Origin of the sequence: Actinomadura keratinilytica (genome assembly GCF_039539665.1) — a bacterium.
Classification (GTDB): Bacteria; Actinomycetota; Actinomycetes; order Streptosporangiales; family Streptosporangiaceae; genus Spirillospora; species Spirillospora keratinilytica.
The window spans coordinates 88,929-107,906 of the sequence record NZ_BAABDO010000001.1; the positions used below are offsets into that span (position 1 = coordinate 88,929).

The 18,978-nt window shown below is 74.2% G+C and carries 15 protein-coding genes; 8 read left to right on the forward strand and 7 right to left on the reverse strand.

Annotation, left to right across the window (positions count from 1 at the left end):
- Positions 1-6 precede the first annotated feature (6 nt).
- Together ABD879_RS00390 and ABD879_RS00395 are read left to right on the forward strand one after the other, a co-directional pair.
- A complete protein-coding gene (locus ABD879_RS00390) occupies positions 7-1,494 on the forward strand; it encodes a class I adenylate-forming enzyme family protein (protein ID WP_345016202.1) in 1,488 nt (495 codons plus the stop codon).
- Positions 1,491-2,408 (forward strand): NAD-dependent epimerase/dehydratase family protein, encoded by a 918-nt coding sequence (locus tag ABD879_RS00395; protein ID WP_345016204.1) that lies wholly within the window; start codon positions 1,491-1,493, stop codon positions 2,406-2,408. Before ABD879_RS00390 ends, ABD879_RS00395 begins: the two co-directional genes overlap by 4 nt.
- Positions 2,409-2,477: 69 nt before the next feature.
- Here ABD879_RS00395 and ABD879_RS00400 read toward each other — a convergent pair whose 3' ends face one another.
- Both ABD879_RS00400 and ABD879_RS00405 read right to left on the reverse strand, forming a co-directional pair.
- Positions 2,478-3,923, reverse strand: a complete 1,446-nt coding sequence (locus tag ABD879_RS00400) for a serine/threonine-protein kinase (protein ID WP_345016206.1) — start codon at positions 3,921-3,923, stop codon at positions 2,478-2,480.
- Entirely contained in the window at positions 3,920-5,380 is a 1,461-nt protein-coding gene (locus ABD879_RS00405; RefSeq protein ID WP_345016208.1) for a serine/threonine-protein kinase, read from the reverse strand. The genes ABD879_RS00400 and ABD879_RS00405 overlap by 4 nt, the downstream gene beginning before the upstream one ends.
- 171 nt (positions 5,381-5,551) lie before the next feature.
- Between ABD879_RS00405 and ABD879_RS00410 the strand changes: the two genes are divergently transcribed.
- The 4 genes from ABD879_RS00410 to ABD879_RS00425 all read left to right on the forward strand — a co-directional run bounded on the left by ABD879_RS00410 (position 5,552) and on the right by ABD879_RS00425 (position 11,055).
- A complete protein-coding gene (locus tag ABD879_RS00410) occupies positions 5,552-6,373 on the forward strand; it encodes an SAM-dependent methyltransferase (RefSeq protein WP_345016210.1) in 822 nt (273 codons plus the stop codon).
- A 672-nt stretch (positions 6,374-7,045) separates the two neighbouring features.
- Positions 7,046-8,368 (forward strand): hypothetical protein, encoded by a 1,323-nt coding sequence (locus ABD879_RS00415; RefSeq protein WP_345016213.1) that lies wholly within the window; start codon positions 7,046-7,048, stop codon positions 8,366-8,368.
- On the forward strand, positions 8,365-8,847 hold the full coding sequence (locus ABD879_RS00420; protein ID WP_345016215.1) for a hypothetical protein: 483 nt from the start codon (positions 8,365-8,367) through the stop codon (positions 8,845-8,847). Before ABD879_RS00415 ends, ABD879_RS00420 begins: the two co-directional genes overlap by 4 nt.
- A gap of 12 nt (positions 8,848-8,859) precedes the next feature.
- Positions 8,860-11,055: a fibronectin type III domain-containing protein gene (locus ABD879_RS00425; RefSeq protein ID WP_345016217.1), complete on the forward strand. Its 2,196-nt coding sequence runs from the start codon at positions 8,860-8,862 to the stop codon at positions 11,053-11,055.
- Between the two features lie 6 nt (positions 11,056-11,061).
- Here the strand turns inward: ABD879_RS00425 and ABD879_RS00430 are convergent, their stop codons facing one another.
- The 4 genes from ABD879_RS00430 to ABD879_RS00445 are packed head-to-tail and all read right to left on the reverse strand — an operon-like array spanning position 11,062 to position 16,287.
- Positions 11,062-12,399 carry a protein kinase domain-containing protein gene (locus tag ABD879_RS00430; protein WP_345016318.1) on the reverse strand — a complete coding sequence of 446 codons (1,338 nt, stop codon included), beginning with the start codon at positions 12,397-12,399 and terminating at the stop codon, positions 11,062-11,064.
- 5 nt (positions 12,400-12,404) lie between these two features.
- Positions 12,405-13,301, reverse strand: coding sequence for a protein phosphatase 2C domain-containing protein (locus ABD879_RS00435; RefSeq protein WP_345016219.1), 897 nt, complete (start codon positions 13,299-13,301; stop codon positions 12,405-12,407).
- Positions 13,298-13,972, reverse strand: coding sequence for a vWA domain-containing protein (locus ABD879_RS00440; RefSeq protein WP_345016220.1), 675 nt, complete (start codon positions 13,970-13,972; stop codon positions 13,298-13,300). The genes ABD879_RS00435 and ABD879_RS00440 overlap by 4 nt, the downstream gene beginning before the upstream one ends.
- Positions 13,969-16,287 carry a GTPase-associated protein 1-related protein gene (locus ABD879_RS00445; RefSeq protein WP_345016221.1) on the reverse strand — a complete coding sequence of 773 codons (2,319 nt, stop codon included), beginning with the start codon at positions 16,285-16,287 and terminating at the stop codon, positions 13,969-13,971. Before ABD879_RS00445 ends, ABD879_RS00440 begins: the two co-directional genes overlap by 4 nt.
- A gap of 574 nt (positions 16,288-16,861) precedes the next feature.
- Here ABD879_RS00445 and ABD879_RS00450 point away from each other — a divergent pair.
- Complete coding sequence (locus tag ABD879_RS00450; RefSeq protein ID WP_345016223.1) at positions 16,862-17,593, forward strand: MBL fold metallo-hydrolase; 732 nt, start codon at positions 16,862-16,864, stop codon at positions 17,591-17,593.
- A 200-nt stretch (positions 17,594-17,793) separates the two neighbouring features.
- Positions 17,794-18,162, forward strand: coding sequence for an MFS transporter (locus ABD879_RS00455; protein WP_345016225.1), 369 nt, complete (start codon positions 17,794-17,796; stop codon positions 18,160-18,162).
- 18 nt (positions 18,163-18,180) lie between these two features.
- Here ABD879_RS00455 and ABD879_RS00460 read toward each other — a convergent pair whose 3' ends face one another.
- Entirely contained in the window at positions 18,181-18,972 is a 792-nt protein-coding gene (locus tag ABD879_RS00460; protein WP_345016227.1) for a 2,3-dihydro-2,3-dihydroxybenzoate dehydrogenase, read from the reverse strand.
- Positions 18,973-18,978 lie beyond the last annotated feature (6 nt).

The window sequence follows — 18,978 nt, forward strand, 5'->3', positions numbered from 1 at the left end:
GGCCGCATGACACTCGTCCGACGCCTGCTCGACCAGGCCGAACGCACCCCCGACGCCGTCGCCCTCACCACCGGCCGCGAGCTGACCTACGCCGAGCTCCGCCGCGGAGTCCTCGCCGTGCGGCACGGCCTGCTGGCCGCCGGAATGCAGCCGGGCGACGGGATGCTGTTCTCCGTCCGCCCCTCGCCCCGGGCCCTGATCCTGGCCCTGGGCGTGGTCGCCGCGGGCGGCGTGGTGGTCTTCGCCGACCCGGGCGCGGGCCCGGAGATGTTCGCCGCCCGCCTGCGCCTGGCCCGCCCGTCGTGGGCGGCCGCCGAATCCGTCCTGTACGCCGGCAGCCGCCTGCGCCCCGTCCGCCGGTACGCCCGCCGCCGCGGCCTGCTGCTGCCCGACCTCGCCGCCCTCGGCGACCTGCGCCACATCCACGTGGGGCGGCGGCTGCCCGGCGTGCCGCGCGGCGCGCTGCCGTTCGACGCGATGGCGCAGGGACCCGCCCCCGAACCGGCCACGCTCGGCGACCCCGACGCCCCCGCCGTGGTCATCTTCACCTCCGGGACGACCGCCGCCCCCCGCGCGGTCGTCCACACCCAGTCGTCCCTGGCCGCCGCGCTCGACCTGTTCCGCCGGCACGTCCCGCTGAACCCCGGCGACGTCGTGCACACCGACCAGCTCATGCTCGGCCTGCCCACCCTCATCGCCGGCGCGCGCTGGTCGCTGCCGCCGCTGGGCTGCCCGCCGTCCCGGTTCGCCGCCCAGCTCCGCGACCGCCGCGCCACGCACACGTTCTGCGTCCCCGTCCATCTGGCCGAGGTCCTGGACGCCTCCCCGCGCCTTCCGCGGACCCTGCGGCACATCCTGCTGGGAGCGGCCCCCGCACCCCCGCCGCTGCTGCGCCGCGCCATCGCCGCCGCACCGCACGCGTCCGTCCTGTCGGTGTACGCGATGACCGAGATGCTGCCCGTGGCGATCGCGTCGGCCCGGGACAAGCTCGCGCACACCGAATCCGGCGCCGCCGGCGACCTGCTCGGCGAACCCCTCGTCGCGGCCCGCATCGCGGCCGACGGCGAACTGCACCTGTCCGGCCCCAACCTGTGCCGCGGCTACCTGGGCGAGCCCCCGCTCGCCGAACTGCCCACCGGCGACCTGGCCCGGCTCGACGGCACCGGCCGCCTCGTGCTCGTCGGCCGCAAGAAGGACATGCTGATCCGCGGCGACTTCAACCTCTACCCGAGCCTGTACGAACCGGCGATCGCCGCCCTGCCCGGCGTGACCGACGCCGCCATCGTCGGCCTGCCCGACCCCGCCACCGGCGACGAGGAGGTCGTCCTGGCCGTCGTCGGCGACCCCGCCGACCTGCCCCGCCGCCTCCCCGAAGTGATCGACCACGACGCGCTGCCCGACCGCATCGTCGCCCTCCCCGAACTGCCCCGCTCCGGCCGGTCCCGCAAACTCGACCGCGACCGCCTGCGCGAACTCGTCCGGGAGCGGCCGTGAGAGTCGCCGTCACCGGAGCATCCGGCTTCGTCGGCGGAGCCGTCTGCCGCGCCCTGATCGACCACGGCGTCCGCACCTACGCCTACGGCCGCCGCCCGCACGAGATCCCCGGCGCCGCCTACCGGCGCTGGGATATGACCCTCGGGCCGCTGCCCGACGCCCCCGCCGTCGACGCCGTCGTCCACTGCGCCGGCAGCGTCACCGACTGGGGCCCCGCCGCCGACCTGTTCACCGTCAACCTGGTCGGCACGCGCAACGTCCTGGCCTCCTTCCCCGGGGCCCGGTTCGTGCACGTCAGCACCGCGAGCGTGTACGACCCGTTCCGCCCCACCGTCATGGCCGCCGAGGACGAGGCGCCCGTCGCGCGCTACCTCAACGCCTACGGCGCCGCCAAGGCCGCGGCCGAACGCGCCGTCCTGGCCGCCGCCCGCGACGCGGTCGTCCTGCGCCCGCACGCCGTCTACGGACCGGGCGACACCACGCTGCTGCCGCGCGTGCTGTCCGCCGTGCGCGGCCCGGTCCTGCCCGCCGCCGGCGACGGCCGCCACAAGATCAGCCTGACCTCCGTCGCCAACCTGGTGTCGGCCTGCGTGCTGGCCGCCCGCGGCGACGCCACCGGCGTCTTCAACATCACCGACGCCGAACCCGTCGTCCTCGACGACGCGCTGCGCTGGATCCTCGCCGAACGCGGCATCCGCGCCCGCCCCCTGTACCTGCCGGCCCGCCTCGCCGCCGCCGTGGCCGCCGCGGCCGAGGGCGCGCACCTGTTGGCCCGTTCGCCGAAGCCGCCCCGCCTCACCCGCTACGCCATCAGCCACCTGGCCGTGGAACGCACCCTGGACATCACCGCCGCCCGCCGCGTCCTCGGCTACACCCCCGGCCCCACCGACTTCACCGGCGCCGCCTCATGGTGACCTCGTCCGCACCTTCGCACCGCGCCCGGTCTCCGGAAGCGACCCGGCCGCGCCCGCCGGCTTCGCTCCTCAGCCCTTGCGGACGACGGTCAGGATCTCCTTGGCGAAGGAGACGGCGGTGCTCCGGAGCGCTTCGCCGTTCGTGTCGCCGTCGTACCGGGGCGAGTACTCGACCTTCACCCGGAGGTTGCTGAGCCTGAACCGGACGTCGGCGCTCCTGTCCGCGACCGCGACGAACCCTTCGTCGCCCAGTCCGGGCACGACGGTCCCCTCGCGGTCGAGGTTCCTGCGCGCCATGCCCGTCGAGGACTCGGGGAAGTCGGCATCGTCCACGTAGACGAAGACATCGAGGCTCGCGAGCGAGTCCGCACTCCTCCAGCGGCAGAGCCTGTTCTGCTTTCGCTCGCCCGTGGCGGACTCCTCAAGGACGGAGATCTCGCCCGGCAGGCCGGTCGGCCTCACGCGGTCGCACCGCGGAGCGCGGTCGAACTCGCCGTCGTGGACGGCGGCGCGGACCTGCAGGATCCCGGCGATGACCGAGGCGGCGGCGACGGTCCCGGCGGCCGCGGCGACCAGGCGGCGGGCGTACCTCGGGCGGCGGCGGTCAGGCGCGGGAGGCCGGGCGGCCGCCCGGTCGAGCCGCACGGTCGCCTCGGCGGGCCGGACCGCCCGCCACGCCGACCGGCCCCGCAGGACGGCGACGACCGGCCCGACGTCCGGCGGCCGGTCGGCGGGGTTCTTGGCGAGCAGGGCGGCGACCAGGCCGTCGAGGTCCTCGGGGATCTCGGGGCGCAGCTCGCGGACGCGCGGCGGCGGGTCCAGGACGATCTTCTTGACCAGCGCCCCGACCGTGTCGGCCGCGAACGGCGGGCGGCCGGTGAGCATGACGAACAGGACGGCGCCGAGCGCGTACAGGTCGGTGCGGGCGTCCGGCCGCGCGCCCTGCTCGAACTGCTCGGGCGCCATGAACGCGGGCGTGCCGACGACGGCGCTGCCGGTCAGCTCGGAAGTGCGGTCCGCGTACCGGGCGATGCCGAAGTCGAGGATCTTCACCCGGTCCCCGGGCAGGACCATGATGTTGGCGGGCTTGACGTCGCGGTGGACGACGCCCCGCTCGTGCGCCGCGCCCAACGCCTCGGCGACCTGGGCGCCCAGGTCCCGGACCGTCGGCAGCGGCAGCCCGTGCGGATGCTCGCGCATCACGGCCCCGAGGTCCCGCCCGTCCAGCAGCTCCATGACCAGGTAGGGCCGCCCGTCGTCCCACCCGGCGTCGTAGTGGACCGCGATCCCCTCGTGCTGCAGCCCCGCCGCGATCTTGGCCTCGCGCCGGAACCGCGCCGCCGCACGGTCGCCGCCGCCTGCGCCGTGCGGCTCCCGGACGAGCAGCTTGATCGCCACGGCGCGGTTCAGTCGCAGGTCGACGGCCCGCCAGACCTCGCCCATCCCGCCGCGTCCGAGCCGCTCGACCAGCCGGTAGCGCCCGGCGATCTCCGTTCCCGCCGGCGCTCCGGTCATCGCGCGGTCATCCGGCTCGCGATGCTGCGGGCCGCCTCCTCCAGGAACGCCCCGGCGTCATCCACCCCGGCTCCCACCTCGCGTTTCCCGTCGACCGTCATGGACGTCTGCGCGTAGTTCACAAAGACGAGGACGTTGCTGATCCGAAAGTGCAGGGCTCCGGAGTCCTGCGTGCTGTTCACGCACGCCTCGTCGCCGATGCCGTGGACCGGCGTCTTCCCGGCGCAGCCCAGGTGGCGGCGCCCCCGCTCCGGCCCCGACTGCATCCCGTGGCGCTCGAAGATCGTCATGGTGACGGTGAGGCTCTGATGCGAGATCTGCGGGGGATCGGTACGCCCCACCCAATAGCAGGTCGCCCCGGTGGCGTACGCCCTGGTGGACCTGGGGCCGGTCATGTGCGCGGGCAGGTTGGCCGGCTTCACCTCGGAGCACTGGGGAACGCCGGTGAACCGTCCGTCCTCGATGGGGAAGCCGCCGGGACTCAACAGGACGAGGAAATAGGCGAGTATGGCCGCCGCGGGAAGGACGCTCAGCCACATCCACCGCTTGCGCGGACGGGGACCGGCGGCGGCCCCGACGCCTCCGGGGAAACGGTACGCGTCAGGGACGGCGGCGCCCTGCGGCGGGTCGGGGACCGTCGCCGCACCGCGCAGGACGTCGGCGACCGCGCGGGCCCGCGCGGGACGGTCGGCGGGGTCCTTGGCCAGGAGCGCCGCGACCAGCTCGTCGAGATCGAACGGGACCTCGGGCCGCACGCTCCGCACGCGCGGCGGCTCGGTGAGCAGGACCTCCTTGATCAGGGCGGGGGCGGAGTCCGCCGCGAAGGGCCTGCGCCCGGTCAGCATGAGGAACAGCACCGCTCCGAGCGCGTAGAGGTCGGTGCGCGCGTCGGGCGCCGCGCCGCCCTCGAACTGCTCGGGCGCCATGTACGCCGGCGTGCCGATGGCGGCGTCGCCGGTCAGGTCCGAGGTCCGGTCGGCGTACCTGGCGATCCCGAAGTCGAGGATCTTGACCTTCCAGTCGGGGAGCACCATCACGTTCGCCGGCTTGATGTCGCGGTGGACGATGCCCCGCTCGTGCGCGGCGTCCAACGCGTCGGCGATCTGCGCGGCCAGGCCGCGCGCCAGGCCCGGCGGCATCCCCTGCGGGTACGCCGTCATCAATGTCGCCAGGTCGCTGCCGCGCAGCAGCTCCATCACCAGGAACAGCCGGCCGTCGTCGGCGTCGATGTCGAACAGGACCGTGATCCCGGGGTGCCGGAGGCCGCCGGCGATCTCCGCCTCGCGCCGGAACCGCGCCACGGCGCGCTCGTCCGCCTCCGCCCCCGAGTCGAGGATCTTGACCGCGACGCGGCGCCCCAACCGCAGGTCCGTCGCGCTCCAGACCTCGCCCATCCCGCCGCGGCCCAGCCGCGACTCCAGCCGGTACCGTCCGGCCAGCACCAGTCCACCGCGCATCCCGGCCCCCAGTATCCGATCGATCTTCCGGGACCCGGCTCGTAATGATCTCTGCGTCGGCACCGTGGTGCAACGGCCGCCGCGCCCCGTCGGCCGGGCGGTTCCGGCGGTGCGCGGGTGCGGTGATCCTCTAGACTTCCTGTGATCAACGGTGCTTTTGGGGACGGGCGGATGACACGACGAGAACGGCCGCCGGCGGTCATCGACACGACGAAGGCGAGCATCGCGCGCGTCTACGACGTCTTTCTCGGCGGCAAGGACAACTACGCGGTGGACCGCGAGGTCGCCGGGCAGGTCATCGAGCAGATCCCGCAGACGCTGCGGTTCGCCCAGGAGCACCGGGCGTGGTTGATCCGCGTGGTGCGCTTCCTGGTCAAGGCCGGCATCGACCAGTTCCTCGACTGCGGCTCCGGCCTGCCCACCGCCGAGAACACCCACCAGGTCGCGCAGCGCGGCAACCGCGACGCCCGCGTCGTGTACGTCGACATCGACCCGATCGTCGCCGCGCACGGCAGGGCGCTGCTGGAGGAGAACGCCAACACCCGCCTGGTGGTCGGCGACCTGACCCGCCCCCGGGAGCTGTTCGCCGACCCGGCCGTCAACGGCTTCCTGGACCTCTCCCGGCCGGTGGCGCTGATCCAGTGCGCGACCATCCACCACGTCCCGGACGAGCAGCGCCCGCACGACATCATGAGGGACTACATCGACCTGCTCCCGTCCGGCTCGTACCTGGCGCTCACCCATTGGCACGATCCAGCGGACGGCAGCGAGGGCAGCCGGATCGCCCGCTACATCTCCGATGTGTTCAACAACAGCTCGATGGGGTCGGGCAGCTTCCGCAGCCGCGAGGAGATCCAGGCGTTCTTCGACGGCCTGGAGATGGTCGAGCCGGGTCTGACGCTGCTGCGCGACTGGTGGCCGGACGGCCCGAACCTCACCCCCGCCGACGGGGTGGACCACATCGTCCTCGCCGGGGTCGGCCGCAAGCCCTGATCCCTCCCGCCCGCCGGACGACCGCCCCGGCCGTATCCGCGGACCGGCGGAGCGGGCGGCGGCACCGCGCCGTCCACCGGTCAGGTTGACGCGACGTCCGAGCACGCTGCGGTGCCGTCAGGGCGGCCGCGTCGAAGACGGACGGCCGCCACCCGGGCCCGCCGATCGGCGCGTTCGCAGCCGGCGGCGGCGATGCTGCGGGCCCGCGCGACAGGTGGCAGGCGACCCGGCCGCCGCCCGACCCCCGCCGGACGGCCGTGTCCGCGGAAGGCGGCGGCCGGAAACACGCACCGGCGGCCGCCACCCGCCTGAGGTCCGGCGCCCGCAGGCCGCCGCACGAGCCGGCGGCGCCGTGGCGGCCGTCGTGTCGGTGCGCACGCTCAAGAACAACCGCCCCGAGTACCAAGACCCCCGGATACCTGAAGGCGGCCGCCGGTGGTCTCGCGGTGCCGGTCCGGCCCTGGTCGCGGCCGGTGAGATCCGTCCCTGCCGCGCGTTCCGGGCTTCGCCATAAGTGGCATGAATGAGCGGCGGCGAAGCGGGATAACTCTGGCCTCAGGCTGCAATGGATTCCGTGAGGTCACAATCTGAGAAATGGTGTATGCATCGTGAGATCGTCATGATGGGGTGGTTGCAGGGGATTTCTCGTGCGCGATACCTAGGGGGCCAGGCGTGGCGCAAGATGATCCGCAGGCGCGTCCGCCCGGAATGGGGCAGCTCGCCAGGAGGCTGCGAACACTGGCGTCGGAGCCGTCTCTCGCATTGCGGCGGGCCGAACTGCAGCGGCTGGCGGGCGACCTGGAGCAGGGGCGCCGGCTGGAGCGGTGGGCCGAGATCGATCTGGTGAGCGCGTTCGCGCGGCCGGAGAGCCTGACGGTTCCGCCGCCGGCGGCGCCCTCGGGGCCGTGGTGGAAGCGAATGGTCCAGCGTCCCGGCCGCGAGCGCACGCTGGAAGTCCTGCTGGGTGCGATCATTTTCGTCCCGCTGCTGGTGACCTGGTACGGACTTTGGCAGGCCATTCGCGCCTACGGCGAACTGTCCAGGGAGAATCCGCAGCAGGCGACGCGTCCGTTCCTGCAGCTGTGGCAATCGGGCTTCGGCGGACGCCTGACGGGAATCGCGCGGTTCGAGCACGTCGCCCTGACCGCGGTTGTGATCATTTCCGCGCTGGTGCTGCTGTCGGTCCTGCATGCGCTCGCGCGGGCGCAGGCCGAGCGCGCCGACGCCGAGGCGGACGCCGAGACGCGCGCCCGGCATGCCGGGCTGCTCGGCGAACTGGCCTCCGTCCTCACCAGCGTGCAACTGGAGCTGGTGCCGCACCGCGACGTGTCCCCGGACCGCTTCACCGGCGTGCTGAACCAGGCCGCCGAACGGCTGGACGCCGTCATCAAGCAGGCCCATGACCAGCAGCGGCAGCTGACCGCGGCCGCGCAGCTCACCGGCAAGTCGGCGGAGGAGCTTGGCAAGGCGACGGTTCGGATGAAGCGCGCGGCGCAGACCCTCGGCGACGGCGTCCCGCAGCTCACCCGGGCCGCGGACCGGATCGAGCAGGCCGTCCGGGCGGCGGAGGCGGCGGCGGCACAGGCCGGCACGGACACCGCCGGCGCGGCGCGCGGCATCGCCGACACCCTCCGGCAGGCGAGCGACACGCTGCGGGCCGCCCTGCACGACCTCGCCGCGACGCAGAAAGCGCTGGCGGACAAGTCGCAATCCGTCGTGGACGCCACCGACCGGGCCGCCAAGGCGCTGGTGAGCAGCGGCGGCAGCACCGACCGCGCGGTGACCGGCATGCTGGCGGCCACCGACCGGTGGGACGCCGCCGCGGCGCACTGGCAGGACGCCGCGGCCAGGCTCGACACCGGCGTGCGGGCGCTGCTGGACAGGCTGTCGGCACTCGACACCGCCGTCAACGGCGCCAAGGTCGCGGGCGGCGCGCCGCAGCCCGCCCGGTCAGGGCAGGTGACGCCGGGCGAGGACAAGGAGACGGGAGAGTGAGACGGGCAGGCGGACGCCTGAGCGCGGTGGGGATCGCCGCCCTGGCGGGATGGCTGTTCGCCGACATGCTGCTGGTGCTGGCGGTGGTGACGATGGCCGACCGGCCCGACCCGCTCGCCGCGGCGAGCCCCGGGCCGTCCGGGGGCGGTGCGTCGGCCGGTCCGTCCCCGACGCCGACCGGGCCCCGCTCGCTGGTGAAGAAGGCCGAGAAGTTCGAGGTCGCCGGGACCGACGAGGACGACCTCGTCCGGCAGATCCGAAGGAAGACCGAGCGGTGGGCCGGGCGCGAGGCGGCGCTGGTGCTGACCTTCGGCGGCAGCAGCGGCGGCAACCGCTACGCCCACCGCGTGAACTCGCTGCTCGGCAAGGCCCGCCCGAAGATGTTCACCCGCGACACCGCGACGGAGGACTACCACGCGCTCGACGCACCGGCCGACACGGCCTCGCTCACCGTGTACTTCTACACCTCGCCGAGCTGAACGGACGACGCGATGGCACCGTGGCGGCCCGGACGTCCCCCCACCGGCGATCTTCCTCTTCCGGTCCTGCCGCGCTTCGTCGGCGTCGACGGCTACCCCACCCTCGACGCGACGCTGAGAAAGCTGGGGTTCCGGCATGCCGCGGACATGCTCAGCCCCGCCTTGCTCCCGGGCTCCGAATCCGGCCTCCGGGTGGAGTTCCGCGTCCTGGACGGCCTGTGGTTCCCGGCGCGGCGGGGCCTGCACTGGCGAAGGGCGGACCAGACCTACCTCGACGAGCTCCGGGCGGAGTGGGCGGCATCCGGTGACCCGCGCGCCCCGGCGGTGACGGAGGCGCTCGCGGCACTGGCCGATGCGCTGCGGGACGATCCCATGGCGCTGCGCCGCCTGGTGCTGTGGCAGCTCGCCTGCCTGCTCAAGGACGGCGGGCCCGGTGCGGCCGCCGCCGAGGGGCTGGGCGTCCACCCGGACGAGGCCGGGCCGCTGGCGGCGGCGGTGGCGGCGGCCTTCCCCGGCGAAGGCGCCGTCCGCCGGGCCGGTGAGCGGATCGCCGCAGCGGCGCGGCGCCGGCTGCTGCGCGAGGCGGTGCGGCTCGCCGCCGACATACCGGACGCCTCCGCCGATCCCGCTCTGGCCGACCTGGTCGCCGCGATCCAGGACGACACGGCGGCGGCGGACCGGCTGATGGGCGACGCCGTCCGCCTCCACGAGCGCGGCGACGCGGACGCGGCGGCACGGGCATGGCTGCGGGCGCACCGGCTGGTCGTGGACGACCCGCGCGCCTACGCCGGGCTGCTGGGCGCCGCGGCGTCCCTCGCGGACGCGCCGGACCGGCCCGGCGAGGCCACCGTGCGAGCGATGATCGACGGCCGCACGGTCCGGTTGAGCTGGCGCGCGCCCGCGGCGCCGGACGTGTCGGTGCGGGTCGTGCGGTTCCCGGAGGACGCCCCGCACGAGGCCGTCGAGGTGGAGACCCCGGACGACGACGTGCCCGCGGGCGTGCGGCTGCGCTACGCCGTCGTCCCGATGCGCGGCGACCGGACCGCCGGGGTGCCGCGCGCGACCGGGCCGCTGCTGCTGCCTCCCGAGGTGACGGACGCCAAAGCCTCGTCGGTGCCGGACGGGGTCCGCCTGGAGTGGCAGCCGCATCCCCGGGCCGGCGCGGTGAAGGTGATGCGCTCGGCGGATGCGGACGGCGCGCAGCCGGTCGCCGTACCGTGCGGCACCGGCGGGCTGGTGGACCGGCCGTTGGAACCGGGCTCCTACCGCTACGTCATCGCGTGCCGCTACGCGGGCCTCGACGGACGCGACCACTGGTCCCCGGGGTGCCAGGTGTCGGTACAGGTGCAGCGGTGGCCCGCCCCCGTGGAGGAGGCCGCCGTGCGTCCCGTCGACGGCGTCGGACGCGTCGACATCACGTGGCGGCCCCCGGCGCGCGGCAAGGAGTACCTGGTGCCGTGGCCGTTCCGCATGGTGCGGCCGGGCGAGGACGTCTCGGAGCTGTTCGGCCGGCTCCCCGGCGAGGAGCGGCACGCCTACGCGCCCCAGGGGCCCGCGCCGTCCGTCGCGCTGACCGTGCCTCCCCGGCAGACGCTGCGGCTCGCCCTGGTGAGCGTGCTCGGCGACCTTGCGGTGTCCGGCCCGACCGTGGTGATCGAGAACCCCGGCGGGGTCGCCGACCTGGCGGTGCGACGCCTGGGGCCCGACCGCGCCGAGGTGTCGTTCACCTGGCCGGACCCGGCGGTGCTGGTGCTGCTGCGCTGGCAGCGCGGCGGCCGCACCGAGGAGATCCGCATCCCGCGCAGCCGCTTCCTGCCCGACGGACGCGTCGTCATCCCGGTCTCCTGGCAGCGGGGCCAGGTCACCGTCGCGCCGCTGCCCCGGCCGGACGCGGTCGTCGCGGCGTGCGAGCCCGCCACGGCCGTCCTCGAACCCGCCCCCGAACCGGTCCCCGGACCGGCGGCCGTCCTCGGACCGGCCGGCGCCCGGCGAGCCGCCGCGGTGGAACACGCCGCGCTCCGGCCGGAACCGTGGCCACCGCCGGAACCGTGGACACGGCCGGGGCCGTGGCCGCCGCCGACTCCGGCCCCTGCCCCGCCGCTCCACCCGGCCGGCGAGGCGCGGACCGGGACGGAGCAGCCGTCGGGCGGCGTGTGGGGCGGGCTGCGCCGATGGCTGCGACGCCGCAACCCGCTGTCGCGGCGATGACCCGCGTCAGTCGTAGAAGACCGCCTCCGCGCCGCCGCCGAGCTCCAGCAGCAGCCCCGGTTTCAGGCCCACCGTCCGACCGGGCGGCACCGCCTGCGCGGACCCGTCCGGCCGCCGCATCGTCCACGCCCGGTCGGTGCGGTTGGTGAGGCCGAACCGGCCGCGCTGCCGCGCGTGCTCGGTGACCTCGCCGACCACCGCGGTGAAGTCGTGCCGGTCGGGATCGTCCACGAGATGGTGGGCGTACACCCGCGCCTGCGGGGCGAGGGTGATGTCGCGGGTGGTGCTGAAGCCGCCCCGGCGGACCGTGATCCGCAACCGGACCGGCAGCTCGACCCGGCGGCCGCAGCTCCAGCAGTCGGGCGGCGGGCCGCCCGGCTCGGCCAGGTTCTGCTTGCCGCACCCGCCGCACACGGTGACGGCGTCCAGCACCTTGCTCAGCGCGTCGCGCCACTGCGTCTCGCGGACCCGGCGGGACGGCTCCCGCAGGCCGACGGTGAACGTCTTGATGAACAGGCTGCGCAGGATCTGCGGCAGGACGTTCCACGTCTCGACGACGGTCGTCTGCTCGCCGGGGTCGGGACGGTTGCTGGTGTCGTCCGGATCGTAGATGAACACCGGATCCGTCCCGAAGAGGCGGCGTTTGGCGGCCTCGTCCATGCAGCGGATCCGCAGCGCCCGCGCCCCCTCGAACGGGTGGTGGTTCATCAGCAGCAGGAACAGCAGGACGGCGAGGGAGTGCAGGTCGGTCTGGATCCCCGGACGGGCGCCGCGGTCGCCGCGCACCAGCTCCGGCGCCATGAAGTCCATGGTCCCGGCGACGGTCGTGGTCTCGCCTTCCACCACCGCGTTGTCGTTGTCGCACACCAGCACGTCACCGGTCGCGGGGTCGAAGAAGATGTTGCCCCAGTTGATGTCGCGGTAGGCGATGCCCTTGGAGTGCAGGGTGCGGTAGGCCTCCACGATGTGCAGGGCGACGGTGACCAGGGTCCGCAGGGTGGTCGCGGACACCGCCTTGTCGCGGCGGAACAGCGCGGGCAGATCGTGGAACCGGGAGGGCCGCACGTCCATCAGGTAGCCGAACCCCGGCTGCTTGGAGTGCGGGTCCGTGACGATGGCCTGCGGCCACAGGAACCGGTCGTCGCTCCAGCGGCGGTCGATGAGGCTTTCCAGGATGCGCCGCTGCAGGGTCTCGGCGAGCTGCGGGTAGTACCACTTCAGCGCCCGGGGGCCGTGCGGGGTGCGCACCCGGTAGACCTCGCCCTGCCCGCCCGAGCCGTAGAGCCGCTCCACAGTGATCTTCTCGCCGGTTTCGGTCGCCAGGGTCCGCCCGGCGTCGAGCATGCCGTTCACGCGGTCAGTCCTCCCATGTCACCGGTGATATGGGTGTGTCGTGGCGGGGGCGCGGACGGGACGGGCACCGCGAAGGCCCCCACGAGCGTGGTGTCGTCGCCCGAGTGGCGCGCGGCCTGCGCCAGCCAGTCCGTGAGCCGCGACCGCACGTGCGCGGTGCCCTGCTCGGCGACCATGGCTCCGACCTCCTCGGCGAACTGCAGGAACCCCGACCGCTCCGCGAAGCTCTTGGACAGTCCGTCGGTGGACAGCAGCACTCCGCGCGGCGGCCCGCCTCCGGTGAACGGCAGCCAGTGCGTCCGCACGGCCCGCCACGCTTCCCGCTGGCAGATGGAATCGGTCTCGTCGCCGATGTCGGGGCCGGTGAACAGGGGCGCGTCGGCCTTGCCCGTGCCGTCGAGCAGCACGATGTCGCCGTCCCCGAGCTGCCAGCACGCCAGGAGCCGCGCGGTGACGACCGCCCCGACGAGCGTGCTGCCGTACACGGGGAGCCCCTTTTCGAGCTCCTTCAGGGACCGGGCGGACGTCGCTCCGTCCGACGGGGCGTTGCTCTCGTGCAGCAGTGCCCGTTCACGCCAGCGGTGGACGAACTGCTGCGGGAGGCTCCGGACATGGGCCCGCAGTATGGGCCACTTCGCCACGTCGTCTCCCAACTCGACCGCCTCCTGCGCGAAGCCCTCGGCGCATTGCGCGAACTCCTCCACGGCCCAGCGTGCGCCCAGGTCGCTGCGGAAATGCGCCTTGGCCCCGTGGCCGTCGGCGACGGCGAGGACCAGCGCCCTGCCGTCCGCGGCCGGACGGACGGTGCGGCTGTCCTGGCTGTGCGCCTTGCCGACGCCCGTGACGGAGCCTTCGAGCAGTTCCCACGGCATGCCCGCCGGGTCTTCCCTCACCAGACGTCTTCGTCCTGGACGGTCTGGGACAGCGGGGCCGTGAAGCGCTTGTCGCCCTCGACGGTCGGCGTGGACGCGTTCTTCACCGCCACCGTGGACGCCCAGCGGATCGCCGCGACGAGCTGCTTGGGGTTCTTGGCCAGGATCGGCTCCAGCTCGGGGTTGCCGAGGAACTCCTTGAGCATGCCGCGGTCCGCGTCGTCGCCGATGGCGATGGCGACCCGCACCGCCCGCTTCCCCCACGGGGTGGCGTCGATCTCGCGCAGGCCCGACCGCCAGTCGTCGGTGGGCTGCCCGTCGGACACCAGCGCCAGCACCGGACGCAGCGCCCGCTCCGGCATCGGCGGGGTGCGCAGCTCCGCCGCCGCCAGCCGGAACGCGGCGCCCATGTCCGTGCCGCCGTAGGTGTGGACGTCGTCCCAGGTGAACTGCTCCACGGGGGTGGGCTCGGCGATGTGCCAGTCGGCCCCGCTGGCGAACGTGACGGCGCGGACGACCAGCGACGCGGCCGGGTTGTCGCGGGCCGCCTGCTGCATCTCCGGGATCGCCTCGCGGATCGCGAAGTTCAGCTCGCTGATCTTCCCGTTGACGCTCATCGAGCCCGAGCAGTCGAGCAGCCAGATGAAGTGGAGGGGACGGGAGGCCATGCGGCCGCCGGGAATCTCGCTCACGCTGGTCCTCTCTGGGGGTGGACGCCGCCATGCGGACGGTCGTCATCGGCGGGGTGGGTGGTCTCGGCGGGAAGCGACGCGAGCCAGTCGCGCCAGACGTGCTCCCAACCGGGCTGGTCGAGGCGGAAGGTCTCGTACACCTCCAAGCGCTTTTGGCCGTCCATGCGCCGCCAGGCGGCGGACAGGACGACCGTCAACAGCTCGCCGCACGCCCGGCGCCACGCGTCGGTGGTGCCCGGCGTGGCGAAGCACCAGCTCATGAACAGGTAGGCCGCCTGATGAGGACGCTCGAGGAGGAAGTCGAGTCGCTCCCATTTGGCGGCCAGCTCGGCCCGGCGGTAGTGCTCGGCGAGCGCCGGATCCCGCTCCGTGGCGAGCGGGTGAAGGATCTCCTGGGCCCACAGTGCCCGGGGCGGCGCCTGTGCGAGGCGGTCGGCGAGCGTCCGGAACACGCCGTCGAGCAGCACCCGGGTCGGGTCGGCCCGGCGGCGCGCATCGAACACAGCGGCGACGGCATCGGGCAGGGGCACCGACCGTTCCGCCAGAGCGGACGTGCGCAGCAGCAGTTCTACGGTGGTCCCCTGCCGCGGGGTCAGCAGCACGCGTCTCATTTCCTGCGCGTAGTCGATGAGCGTTCCGTCGAACCGGTCGGGATCGGTGAGCCATTTGCGGAAGTACTGGTCCAACCCCGTGTCGACGATCAGGGAGGGCGGGCACTCGCGCGCCAGCTTCGGGACCTCCTCGTCGGGGGGACGGCCGTCCGGCCACACCAGGTACCACGCCGCCTCCAGGGTCGGTGCATCCGGCACGCGCCCCCCGGGCATCTCCTTGATCAGCGCGGCCAGCAGGTCGGCCCCCTGCACGCGGTGGTGGCGCACCACCGCCTCGGCGAGGCGGAAGGGGAGCGAGGTGTCGTCGTCGACGGCGTCCCGCAACCAGCCGCCCAGCAGCGGACCGATCTTGATCGCGAGGGTCCGTCCCCGCCACATGCGCGTCCGGATCTCAAGCCTGCGCAGCACCGCACGGGGCAGCCGTGGGCCGGGGGAGCGAGTCAGCAGGGCCAGCGCCTCGCGGCGCTCGTCGTCCGCCGGGCCGAGCAGGGCGTCGGTCAGCCGGTCGGCGGCGGCCGCGACGAGAGCGTCGTCCGCCGTGCCCGCGGCGAGGCGGGACTCCAGCTCCGCCGCCCAGGTGCCGACCGGTCCGGCCAGGCGGTGCAGCGGATCCGGCTCGGCGGGCGGCCCGGACGCGCCGTGCGGCTCCGGCCGCGCCCACCCGTCCGGCGGCGCCTGCCCCGCCGGGGATCGGCGGTGCGGTCCGGGAACGCCGCCGACGTGAACCCATTCGCCGGATCCGGTGCCTTCGCGGCCATCACCGGCGCCGTCAAGGACATCGGCGTGCCCGTGCTCGTCGGTGCCCTGGCCGACACCCCCGACGCCGGGGTCCGGCACAGCGGCCGAACCGGAGAACCGGGCGCGTGCCAGTGCCTGTGCCAGCGGGGCGGCGGCCGCGGCGCGCACGCGTTCCAGGCGGCGGTGCAACCGCGTCAGCGCGTCCAGGAGCGGCACGTCGCCGGTGTGGGCGATCTTCGTCAGGACCTCGACCAGCCCGTGCAGCACCTCGTCGCCCAGCGACTCCAAGCGCCACAGCCTCTTCGCCCGCTCCTCGTCCTCCTCGGGCGGCGGCGCGGGGTGCAGCAGACGCGTCGCCAAAGACTCCGGGGCGAGCGGGTCGGCGGCGTCCGCGGGACGCAGGCCCGCCAGCCACGACCGGGCCGCCAGCTCCGCCCACAGGTCCGTTGCCGGCGGGCTGCCCGGCCCGCCGGTGCCGTCGTGCACGCGGTAGAGGTGTGCGACCGTCGCCGGATCGGAGCGATCGAAATCGGCGTCCGGGCCGATCCCCACGATCTGCTGCGGGGCACGGAGCGGATGGGCGGTGCGGGTCGTGAACGTCAGAGAACGGGCGTGGGGCTCGGGCAGGGAGTGGCACGCGAGCGCGATCCAGCACGCCACCGTCTCCGGATCGTTCTCGATCAGGACGATCTGCCGTCCGGCGGGGGAGGCGAACAGACGGCGCACGTCCGCGAGGAACGGCGCGAGGCGGGAGGCGTTCGCCCGGGCGAACCGTGCCAGCGTCTCGGGACCAAGCGGGCTGTCCGGCCGCTCGGGCGGGACGGTGTCAGCGCCGGTCCCCAGCGAGGAGTGCAGGACAGTGATCGGAAGCGGCCCGTGCGTACCGTCCGGTATGTACGCGTGCTCGACACGCGGGTCGGCCCGCCCCTCGACCGGGTGCACCGCGTACAGCAGCGCGCCGCCCATGGGAAGCCGCGTGTGACTGAGCGAGCCCGTCGACGCCGGCGGTCCGGTCACGGACGCCACCAGGTCCAGCCAGTGTCGCCGGTCGTCAGGGAGGGACCCACCCGTGGTGAGCCGTGCGCCCACGTCTCCAACCTCGTCCGGCACCATGCCGCCCCGTATCGCTGCAAAACCCCGTGAGAACCACATTGTGGCAACCGGCGCCCTCTTTCACAGGCACTTAGCGTGGCCGGGTATGGACTCGGCGGCATGTTTCGCCGCGGTCAACCGGCGATATGGGCCGACCGGGCGCCCAGGTCGCGCCCGCCCGCCTGCGCCGCCGACCGAGCGCCGCGCCATGGGCGCAGAGTCCAGCGGCCTTCGTGGCCTTCATCGGCATCGCCGACCCGCCACATGAAACGACGGCTAAAGCGACAAAGGGGACGTCATGGACAGGGGGTAGGGACGGTGGCCTGGACGTAGTTGCGCGATGCCGCGGACGTGAAACTCCTGGGCACGGTCAATGTGTCGATCATCTCGAGTGAGATGCTCTGCCCGGCTGGTGCATTCCCATCGGGGATCGGCCAGACTGCAGGCCATGGATGGCATCACGGAGATCAGGGCCGGCGTCCATCTCGTCCATGGCAGCGACACGAACTGGGTGATCCTGACCGAGGGAGACGCCGTCACGCTCGTGGACACCGGGTATCCGGGCGACCGGGACCGCCTGCTGGCCTCGCTGGCGGCCGTCGGGCGGCGCCCCGAGGACCTGGCCGCGATCCTCATCACGCACGCGCACGCCGACCATCTCGGGTCGGCGCGGTATCTCGGCGAGACGCACGACGTGCCGGTGCTGATGCATCCGCTCGAGGTCCCGCACGCGCGCCGGGAAATGCTCCAGCAGATCAGTCCGGGCACGATCCTGGCCAACAGCTGGCGGCCGGGGGTGCTGCCGTGGGCGCTGCGCGTCCTGCGTGTCGGGGGCCTGAAAGACGTCAGTGTCCCGCAGGCCGCGAAGTTCCCCGAGCCTTTGGACGTTCCGGGCCGCCCCGTCCCCGTGCACACGCCGGGGCATACCGACGGGCACTGCGCCTACCACCTGCCCGAGGCCGGCGTGCTCATCACCGGCGACGCCCTGATATCCGCGCATCCCACCTCCCGGACGCGGGGCCCGCAGCTGCTGCCCCGGATGTTCCATCACGACTGGGCCGGGGCCGTCGCCGCCTTGGACGACCTGGGCGGGCTCGACGCCGACGTCCTGCTGCCCGGCCATGGACCGGCCCACCACGGTTCGGCGGCCGAAGCCGTGGAACGCGCGCGCCCGGCGTGAGCCGCCGGTCGTACGCGGGACGGCCGGTGCTTTCGGGGGGAGCCCGGCGCTCCGGTGGGCGGGCGCTTCTGCTTCTCGGCGACTTTCTCGTGGTCGTCATGGGCATTCGGGTCAACGCCACCGGGCGTCGAAACCTCGGTGAATTGTAGGTTTTGCTTGCTTGTCGGGCCTGCCTGACCTCAAAACGCAAATTGTTGTGCGTGCGGGGCCGGCGAACACACTCGGTGCGGGGGACGGCGCCCTTCAGCGGCGCCTGCGTCAACGCCGTCGCCGGCTTCGCCACCCTGGGCGGTTTCCTCTTCCTGACCACCCTGTACCTGCAGAACGTGCGGTCCCTCAACGCCCTGCACGCCGGACTGTGGCTGCTGCCCATGGCCGTCATGACCTTCCTTTGCGCCCCGCTGTCGGGGCATCTCGCGGCCGCCCGCCCGGCCTGGTGGGTCATCGCCGGATGCGGCGCGGCCGTCCTCGTCGTCGGATGGTTCACCGCCTCCGGCCGCACCCCGCCGCGCTCCGCACCGGACGCCGTCACGTCCGCGGCGCCGGTGGCGCCGGTGTCCTCGTCGTGACCGCCCGCGGGGGAGCGGTCACGCCTGGAGGGTGGCGCCCCCGTCGACGAGCAGGTTCTGCATGGTGATGTGCCGTGCCCGGTCGGAGGCCAGGAAGACGACGGCGTCGGCGATGTCGGCCGGGTCGGCGATGCGGCCGAGGGGGATGCCGACGCGGAACCGCTCCGGATCCCCGGCGATCACCCGTGCGGCGTCGTCGTCGGAGGTCCACAGCAGGCGCTGCATCGGGGTGTCGGTCGAGCCGGGGGACACCACGTTGCAGCGGATGCCGCTGCCGGCCAGTTCCAGCCCCAGGCAGCGGGCCAGCATGGTCGCGGCCGCCTTGGAGGCGGCGTAGGCGGCCATGCCCATGCGGGGCACCGAGGCGGCGTTGGACCCGACGACGACCAGCGCCCCCTCCCGGCGCGGCACCATCCTGCGGGCGATCTCGCGCAGCACGGTGAACACGCCGGTGGCGTTGACCGCGAGGGCGGCGGCCCAGTCCTCGTCGGTCGTGTCGCACACCGACGCGGGCCGCAGGATGCCGGCGGCCGACACCCCGATGCCGATCGGCCCGAGCGAGCGCTCCACGTCGTCGACGACGCGCGCGACGGCCGCGGGGTCGGCGACGTCGGCGGTGAAAGATGTCACACGTCCGGGGAGACCGTCGGCGACCTTCCGCGCTCCCGGCCCGTCGAGATCGACCGCGGCGACCGCCGCCCCCGCGCTGACCAGCGCCTCGACCACCGCCGCGCCGATCCCGCCGCCGGCCCCGGTCACCAGCGCGATCCGGCCCGCGATCCCCGCTTCCCCGCCTCCGGTCGTGGCCATCCGATG

What these genes read in the sequence shown, in the direction of transcription:
- ABD879_RS00390 (WP_345016202.1), top strand. Translation starts at nt 7, where the DNA reads ATGACACTCGTCCGACGCCTGCTCGACCAGGCCGAACGCACCCCCGAC.
- ABD879_RS00400 (WP_345016206.1), bottom strand. Translation starts at nt 3,923, where the DNA reads ATGACCGGAGCGCCGGCGGGAACGGAGATCGCCGGGCGCTACCGGCTG.
- ABD879_RS00405 (WP_345016208.1), bottom strand. Translation starts at nt 5,380, where the DNA reads ATGCGCGGTGGACTGGTGCTGGCCGGACGGTACCGGCTGGAGTCGCGG.
- ABD879_RS00410 (WP_345016210.1), top strand. Translation starts at nt 5,552, where the DNA reads ATGACACGACGAGAACGGCCGCCGGCGGTCATCGACACGACGAAGGCG.
- ABD879_RS00425 (WP_345016217.1), top strand. Translation starts at nt 8,860, where the DNA reads ATGGCACCGTGGCGGCCCGGACGTCCCCCCACCGGCGATCTTCCTCTT.
- ABD879_RS00430 (WP_345016318.1), bottom strand. Translation starts at nt 12,399, where the DNA reads ATGCTCGACGCCGGGCGGACCCTGGCGACCGAAACCGGCGAGAAGATC.
- ABD879_RS00445 (WP_345016221.1), bottom strand. Translation starts at nt 16,287, where the DNA reads ATGGGCGGCGCGCTGCTGTACGCGGTGCACCCGGTCGAGGGGCGGGCC.
- ABD879_RS00450 (WP_345016223.1), top strand. Translation starts at nt 16,862, where the DNA reads ATGGATGGCATCACGGAGATCAGGGCCGGCGTCCATCTCGTCCATGGC.
- ABD879_RS00460 (WP_345016227.1), bottom strand. Translation starts at nt 18,972, where the DNA reads ATGGCCACGACCGGAGGCGGGGAAGCGGGGATCGCGGGCCGGATCGCG.